The organism is Corynebacterium sp. HMSC034B08, from assembly GCF_001835805.1.
In the GTDB taxonomy this organism is placed as follows: Bacteria; Actinomycetota; Actinomycetes; order Mycobacteriales; family Mycobacteriaceae; genus Corynebacterium; species Corynebacterium coyleae.
In genome coordinates, this window is the sequence record NZ_KV825899.1 from 212,860 (window position 1) to 220,672 (window position 7,813).

The following is a 7,813-nucleotide window of genomic DNA, read 5'->3' on the forward strand; positions in this document are numbered from 1 at the left end:
TTTACTCTCCCAGTTGACGTGAAACTTCGGTCGAATTCCGGCTGAACCGGACGTGAATTTTTCCTACGGCGAGCCAGGCCAGGGCGGCGATAATCGTCGCCACGGCCAGCACCGACAGGGCGGGGATGAGCGAGAGCGCCCACCCGCGGCCTTCCACCTTGACCAGCTCGGTGTTGTTCTTGGCGTAGGTCACCCACACCTGCTGGCCGGGGCCAAGCCCGGCGGGATAGAGCACCCCGTCGCGCGGTGAGACGAGCCGGCCGTCTTCGGTTTCGTACTCCACGTAGGTGCGGAGTCGGGTTTGGTCGGTGACGGTGGCGACGCCGCGGCCGGGGTTGGCGTGGATTTGGGCGTCGTGAAGCGCGGGCCCTGCGACCATGGCAACGCAGCCGAGCACGGCGCATCCGTAGAGCGCCATGACGGCTTGGTGTGCGCGTCTGCGCCAGCGCATTACTTGGCCAGTCGCTGCGCGAGCGCGCGGCGGGTTTCGCGGGTGGTCACGGCCTCCACAATTGTGATGCCGTCGGGCTGGGCCTCAAGTTCAAGCAGCACCTCGTGCAGCTCTGCAAGCGATTCGGCGCGGCGGTAGTTCGCCCCATACGCGAGCGCTTGCTTCTCGACGACCACCCCATGCGGCGTCCCAAACGCCCGCTCAAAGACGTCTCGCACCGGCTCCGCTGCTGGCTCGAGGGTTTCAAAGATGCCTCCGCCGTCGTCGTTGGCCACCACGATGGTCAGGTTGCCGGGGCGCGGCTCGTCGGAGCCGATGAGCAGACCGTTGATGTCGTGCAGGAACGTCAGATCGCCCAGCAACGCGACGGTGCGCGGTGCGCGGATCTCGTCCGCACGCAGTGCCTGGGTGGCAAGGGCGATGCCGACAGCTTGGGAGACGGTGCCATCGATACCCGCGGCACCGCGGGCGGCGTAGGTGTCCACGCCGTCGAACGGCATGCCGACAAAGGAGGCATCGCGCACCGGGTTCGACGCGCCGAGCACCATCGTGTCGCCCACCGCGAGGGTGTCGCACACGGCAGCGGCGACGTGCAGGCCGGTGAAGCCGAACTGCTCTTCCGCAAGGGCTTGGCGCACAGTGTCGGCGCCGACCTCGCCAGCGGCCTCACAGATCTTGATCCAGGTATCCGTCGGCTGGCCCGTGGCGTTGACGCGCGAGCCGCGCAGATCCGGCTGGCCGGTAAACGTGTCCGTGCGCGACAGGCCAATGACTGTGATGTCCGGATCCGCCAGCAGCGCCATGACGTCGCGGTGCAGCGTCGGGTGCCCCACCACAACGACCTGTTCCGGCTTGGTGGACGCGGCGAAGTCACCCCCGTCGTGGGAGATGGCCACCTCCGACTGCGCGAAGAACCGCGCAGCCAACGGGTGGACCTGGTGGAACGGGGTCGGCGCCGTCGGCTCAGCGATGGTGGGCACGTGTTCCAGGCCGGGTACTTCCCAGGCCTCGTCGCCGGCGATGACCAGCGTGTCGCGGGTCAGGTCGATGTCCACGACTCCATGGTCGACGAACCCGGTGCGCGAGCCTGCGAGCGCACCGCGTGCGAGGACGCCCGGGCCGACCCGGCGCGGCTCGCCAACCGGCTCCGGCAGCGCGTCTGGCACGAGCGGGGTGTCCAGCGCAACGTTGACGTGTACTTGGCTGGCGTCGAACGAGATCGCCTCAGCTGCCGCCACGTCCGCCACCTGTTGGGTTTCTGCGTAGCGGCCGAAGATGCCCTGCTGCCAAATGGTCTGGCTGGCACCGGTGCCCACGAGGCGCTCCGGGCGGTCGGCGCTGATCACGGCAAGCGGCGTGTGCGACATATGCGCCTCGATCATCGCCGGGTACGCGTTCGCCACCGCCGTGCCCGAGGTCATCACCACGCCAACGTGTCGGCGCTGCACGCGTGCGAGGCCGAGGGCGGTGAAGGCGGCGGAGCGTTCGTCGATACGCATATGCACCGTGATGTCGCGACGCGCGAGCAGCGCGTACGCCAGCGGCGAGTTGCGCGAACCCGGGCTCATCACCACATCAGTGCAATGCTTTGCGACGACCCCCGCCACCGCCGTAGCCAATTCCATAGCCGTTGCCATCTACCTACTGCTCCTGGAGAAACTGGTCCGCGCCGTCGCGGATCTGGTCGAGAATATCGCGGGCACTGTCCCGAACATCGCGCGGGATCTCAACATCATCCGGCAGCGGCTCCGGCGGCAACATCGAGGTTGCTTCCTCGCGGTCGCGGAAGATCGACGGGAACTTCGTCGTCGTCGTAGTCGTGGTCTCCGTCGCGGTGGTCGTCTGGGTGACCGTCTCCGTCAACGGCTGCTTTTTGGCATCCGCTGCCGCCCCTTGCCACAGGAAAAACAGCACCACAGCTGCAATGAACGCCAACGCTGCGAACACACCCAGCGCAATCGACGCGGCACTCGAGCCCTTCTGCGGCTCCGGCTGGTACGGCTCCTGATACTGGGGCTCGTACGGGGGCTCGTACTGCTGGTATTGCGGCTGGTAGTACTGATCGTCGTACTGGGCCTGTTGTTCGGACTGGTCCGGGAAGTACTGCCTCGGGCGCGGGCGCTGCGGCTCGTCGCCTGGACGGCCGTACTGTCTCGTCTCGTTATCCATGGCAAATAGACTAGCGCCCCGGCAGGAGAACTGCCGGGGCGCGTCGTCGATAAGCAGAATGCTCCTAGAGCACCAGCCCAAACACAGGTACTGCGATGAAGTACGTAGCCAGGGAGATGAGCACCAACGCAATCGCGTTGAGCCACACACCACCCTTGATCATCTCGCCCATGGTGACGTAACCGGACGAGTAAGCGATCGCGTTCGGCGGAGTTGCCACCGGCAGCATGAACGCACACGTTGCAGACAGCGCAACAGGGATAGCCAGCAGCAGAACGTTCATCTCGGTCGCCTCGGTCAGGCCGATACCAACGGCCACACCACCCATGATCGGCAGGAAGGTCGCAGCCGTTGCGGTGTTGGAGGTCAGCTCCGTCAGCAGCAGCACCAGCGCAGCGATGGCGAAGATGAGCAGGAACATCGGCAAGCTGGACAGGCCCTTCGCCTTCTCACCGATCCACAGGGACAGGCCGGTTGCGGTGAACATCGCCGACAGAGACAAACCGCCGCCGAAGAGCATCAGCACGTCCCACGGCATCTCATTCGCCGTCTTCCAATCCAACAGACGCTTGCCGTCAGAGGTACCCGGGATGATGAACATGAGCATGCCGGCGATGATGCCGACGATCGCGTCATCGTACGGGAAATCCCAACCAAAGTGATTGCGGCCCAGCGGGATGAAAATCCAGGCAAGCGCGGCGACAAGGAAGATCACGCCCACAGCAACCTGCGGGAAGGTCCATGCACCGAGCTTCTTAATCTCATCGTCGATCAGCTCCTTGCCACCCGGGATGGTGTCTACCTCCGGCTTGAACACCGTGATCAGCAACCACCAAGCAATGAAGGTGAACACAACCGCGACCGGCAGGCCGACCAGCATCCACTGACCGAAACCGATAACGATGCCGTGGGCCTCCTCCATGTAGCCCTTCAGCAGCGCGTTCGGCGGAGTACCGATCAGCGTTGCCAGGGAGCCAATGGAAGCCGAGTACGCGATAGCAAGCATGAGCGCGGTAGCGAACTTCTTCTGGTTCTTCATGCCACCAACCGTGTCCGCGGTCAGCATGAGCACCGACGTACCAATCGGCAGCATGACCACAGCAGTCGCGGTGTTAGACACCCACATGGACATAAAGCCGGTGGCCAGCATGAAACCCAAAATGATGCGCTTCGGCGAAGTACCCACAATCTTGACCACCACCAGAGCCAGACGGCGGTGCAGGTTCCAACGCTGCAGACCCAGCGCCATGAGGAAGCCACCCATAAACAGGAAGATCGTCGCCGAAGCGTACGGGGAGGACACTTCCTTAAAAGGGGCCACACCTGCGATCGGGAACACCGCAATCGGCACCAAGGCGGTGGCGGCCAGCGGGATGGCCTCCGTCATCCACCACGCACCCATCAACACAGTGGTGGCAGCGACGATGCGCATCGTGTCCGCGGAGTACTCCACCCCCTCCTTCGCACCGGAGGACTGCAACACCGTCTCAGCAGCGTTGGCAGGGAACAAGAAATACACCAAAACAGCCAGCACCACACCGGTGATCAGGCCGATAAGTTGGCGGCGCCACTCGCCAGGTTCGGGCGCTTTTGCCAGGTCGCCTTCTGAAAGCGAGGCAGATTCGTGCATCACGGGAGTCGACATGGGCGAAAGATTAGCCGACTGCCCCCGGATCCCACACGCGAATGCAACAAGAAATCGGACAATTACACCCGGAAAGAGGGATCCCGCTCCAGCACAGCCATACACGCACGGACCCTGGCGAACCACCAATCCCTGCGCTCACCTGGGGCGCGAAGCCCGTGGAGGCGTTCCGGATCGGGGGTAGTGCGGGTGATAGCAAGTTCGCCGTTTTCCATGACGCGGGGCTCCGCAACGTCCTCCACGAACAGGCGCTGGGTTGCCAGCCCCGCCGCACGCGAACCGGTGAGCTTCGCCGCGATCAACCCCGCATCCATCCCAACAGCGGTATCCAAGGCGCTAGCGACAGTGACATCGAGGTGCAGGTCGCGCGCGATGGTGACCAGGCTGGCCACTCCCCCAAGCGGGGCGACCTTGCACACCGCCACGTCCGCCGCGTTCAGTTCAGCCACGCGGTACGGGTCGGCAGCACGCCTAATCGACTCGTCCGCAGCAATCGGCGTACTGGTGCGGCGGCGCACCTCCGCAAGTTCCTCCACCGTGGCGCACGGCTGCTCGATGTACTCCAACTCGCCGAGCTTCTCCGCCGCTTCGACGGCTTGGTCGACGGTCCAGCCACGGTTGGCGTCGACACGCAAACGCGCGTCGGGGCGGAGGCGACGGACGGCGGTGACGCGCCGGATGTCGTCGTCAAGCGACTGCGAAGGCTCAGCGACCTTGATCTTGAACGTGTTAACCCCCGGGTAGCGCGCGAGCACAGGCTCGACGTCCTCGACCGCGGGAATCGTGCCGTTGACCTCCACAGTGCCGTGGGCCTCCGGCAGGCCGGTGAACGCCGCCTCCAGCCCGGCGCGCAGCCAGGCGGCAGACTCCTCGGGTGCATATTCGATGAATGGGGAGAATTCGCCCCAGCCGGCGGGGCCGTCGATAAGCAAGGCCTCACGCGTGGTGATGCCGCGGAACTTCACAGCCATGGGCAGCGCGACAACGTGGGCGCGCTCGAGGATCTCGTCAACGGATGGGGTCATGGGTGCTTTATACCTCTTTATAGGTTGGGGTAGTTATAAAGAGGTATAAAACGTCAACCACGAGCCTCACGCTCCTGCCCGCCCCGCTCGTTTCTCACGAATTCGGCGAACCCCGGAACAGTGAACCTCAAGTAGCCGAAACCACTTTCCTCGATTAATCCCTTGTCAAGCAAAGATCTACGGACCATGCTGATTCCGGTTGTAGGTCGGCCCATTCTCTCGGCGATATCGCCTCGCTTCACCTGTGGCTCTAGATCCTCAGCCATTGCGCTAATGAATTCCCTCTCCACGTCGGTAGCTTTGTGCCACCGGGAGCGGAACATGGTCAACTGAGTTTCTTGGAATCGATCCGCTACATGTTTGAGGTTTGCTAGGCCAATAAAAGTGCCAGGGTCCGGAAAATCGGCCGCTTGCCACACCAGATCGCCTACAACCTGAATGAAATACGGGTAGCCGCCTGCTAAACGGACAGCTTCCTGGAGCGTGGCCGGAGACCAATTCACGCCCTTCTTCTTCGCCGGTTGTACTAATGCTTCCTCAGCGTGTTCTCGGTCCAGAGATTCAAGATGCACATAACTAAAGCGCTCTGCAAAACTCACAGCATCGGTAATCACATCCTGACTATGACTGAGCCCAGCTGCAAAGATGGCGAGAGGGAGCTCAGCATTTTCTGCCTGCATCTGCTGCCACGCGTACGCAAGCGAGCGCAGGCCATCTGCATCAGCCGACTGAATCTCGTCAATACAAACAACCATTCCACTAGCCCTGCCCCGGATCGTTTCCGCTGCATCAACAAGCGCGCGCTGCATTTGGTCTCCATATCCCGACGCATCTGGCCTCGGGCCTTCAACTGGTTGAGATCCTCCAACCGAAACACCAAACGCTTCAACCCGCAGCGACGACAACAGCCCGAGCAGCTTTTCTCCAGCCTCATCCTTCCAGCTGCGAGCAATCTCGCCGATTTTGTCCAAAAGGGCATTGAAAAGTGGCCGGTCCCCCGCTGTAATCCAGGCGGTTTCAAAGCCTTCAGCCTTAGCTTCTGCTTCAACTGCTCGAAGCAAGCTGGTCTTTCCTATGCCGCGGGGTCCCACGTAGACCTTCACCTGCCCCATCAGCCCAGGATCATGAGCCATAAAGAAAAGCTCGCGCTTCGCCTCCCTAAGAACTTGGTCTCTGCCATAAATGGTGGAGGCCACCACGCCAGGTGTGTACGGACTGCGCTGAACCATAGCCTCTTTATACCTCTTTATAGGTTGGGCTAGTTATAAAGAGGTATAAAGCGGACGCGTGAGTACGATTACCCCCATGCAGTACTCCACCGCCCAGCCCTTCGACCCCAGCCAGTGGCGCGAGGTCGAGGGCTTCGATTTCACGGACATCACCTACCACCGCCACGTGGGCGACACGCGTGCCGACGGCACCGTGCGCATCGCATTCGACCGCCCCGAGGTGCGCAACGCGTTTCGCCCCCACACCGTGGACGAGCTCTACACCGCGTTGGATCACGCCCGGCGCGATCCGTCGGTAGGCGTGGTGCTGCTGACCGGCAACGGGCCTTCGCAGAAGGATGGCGGCTGGGCGTTCTGCTCCGGCGGCGACCAACGCATCCGCGGCCGCTCCGGCTACCAGTACGCCGGCGGCGAAACCGCCGAAACCGTCGATGAGGCGCGCGTGAAGGCCGAGGGCGGACGCCTGCACATCCTCGAGGTGCAGCGTTTGATCCGCACCATGCCCAAGGTGGTCATCGCCGTGGTCAACGGTTGGGCAGCCGGCGGCGGACACTCACTCCACGTCGTATGCGACCTCACCATCGCCTCACGCGAGGAAGCCCGGTTCAAGCAAACCGACGCGGACGTGGGCTCCTTCGACGCCGGCTACGGCTCCGCCTACCTAGCCAAGATGGTCGGCCAGAAGTTCGCCCGCGAAATCTTCTTCCTCGGCCGCACCTACTCAGCCGAGGAGATGCAGCGCATGGGCGCGGTCAACATCGTTGCCTCGCATGCTTCATTGGAAGAAGAGGCGATCCAGGTCGCCCGCGAAATCAACGGCAAGTCCCCCACCGCGCAGCGCATGCTCAAATTCGCCTTCAACCTTGTCGACGACGGCCTCATGGGCCAACAAGTCTTCGCCGGCGAAGCCACCCGCCTGGCCTACATGACCGACGAAGCCGTCGAAGGCCGCGACTCGTTTTTGGAGAAGCGCCCGCCACGCTGGGACGACTTCCCCTTCTACTACTAGGTTTCTTGGGGGTACGGCGGTACTTTGCCGGGCCGACCGCCCTGCGGCCCGGCACGGTGGTGCGGGCCGACCGCCCGGCGGCCCCCTCAACCCGAAATAGTTCCCCGCTCGGGAACTATTTCGGGTTTTTGGCTCCACCGCGGCGGCGTTCTCCCAGGTCGGCTGTCTTGGGAGGCAAGAAAGTTCCACATCCCGGCCCAACCACGGGAACTATTTTCGCCGGCCCCCTCTTCCACTGACAGATTCTGCAGAATCTGTCAGGGGCGATTTCTGACCAGGCGCGAT

At 63.1% G+C, this 7,813-nt stretch carries 7 protein-coding genes; 1 reads left to right on the forward strand and 6 read right to left on the reverse strand.

Going from position 1 to position 7,813, the window contains the following annotated elements; all coding sequences use genetic code 11:
* Position 1: 1 nt before the first annotated feature.
* The 6 genes from HMPREF2656_RS01375 to HMPREF2656_RS01400 form a co-directional block, all read right to left on the reverse strand.
* Entirely contained in the window at positions 2–451 is a 450-nt protein-coding gene (locus tag HMPREF2656_RS01375) for a DUF3592 domain-containing protein (RefSeq protein ID WP_070815624.1), read from the reverse strand.
* On the reverse strand, positions 451–2,088 hold the full coding sequence (gene menD, locus HMPREF2656_RS01380; RefSeq protein ID WP_070815625.1) for a 2-succinyl-5-enolpyruvyl-6-hydroxy-3-cyclohexene-1-carboxylic-acid synthase: 1,638 nt from the start codon (positions 2,086–2,088) through the stop codon (positions 451–453). The genes HMPREF2656_RS01375 and menD overlap by 1 nt, the downstream gene beginning before the upstream one ends.
* Before the next feature lie 4 nt (positions 2,089–2,092).
* Positions 2,093–2,620, reverse strand: coding sequence for a hypothetical protein (locus HMPREF2656_RS01385; RefSeq protein ID WP_070421753.1), 528 nt, complete (start codon positions 2,618–2,620; stop codon positions 2,093–2,095).
* A gap of 64 nt (positions 2,621–2,684) precedes the next feature.
* The gene (locus tag HMPREF2656_RS01390; RefSeq protein ID WP_070815626.1) at positions 2,685–4,265 is read right to left on the reverse strand and encodes an SLC13 family permease; all 1,581 of its coding nucleotides are present in this window, start codon (positions 4,263–4,265) and stop codon (positions 2,685–2,687) included.
* Positions 4,266–4,327: 62 nt separating this feature from the next.
* Positions 4,328–5,290: an o-succinylbenzoate synthase gene (locus HMPREF2656_RS01395; protein WP_070815627.1), complete on the reverse strand. Its 963-nt coding sequence runs from the start codon at positions 5,288–5,290 to the stop codon at positions 4,328–4,330.
* Positions 5,291–5,343: 53 nt separating this feature from the next.
* The gene (locus HMPREF2656_RS01400; protein ID WP_070569774.1) at positions 5,344–6,519 is read right to left on the reverse strand and encodes an AAA family ATPase; all 1,176 of its coding nucleotides are present in this window, start codon (positions 6,517–6,519) and stop codon (positions 5,344–5,346) included.
* 76 nt (positions 6,520–6,595) lie between these two features.
* Here HMPREF2656_RS01400 and HMPREF2656_RS01405 point away from each other — a divergent pair, with 76 nt between their 5' ends.
* Positions 6,596–7,528 carry a 1,4-dihydroxy-2-naphthoyl-CoA synthase gene (locus HMPREF2656_RS01405; RefSeq protein ID WP_070815628.1) on the forward strand — a complete coding sequence of 311 codons (933 nt, stop codon included), beginning with the start codon at positions 6,596–6,598 and terminating at the stop codon, positions 7,526–7,528.
* Positions 7,529–7,813: the final 285 nt, after the last annotated feature.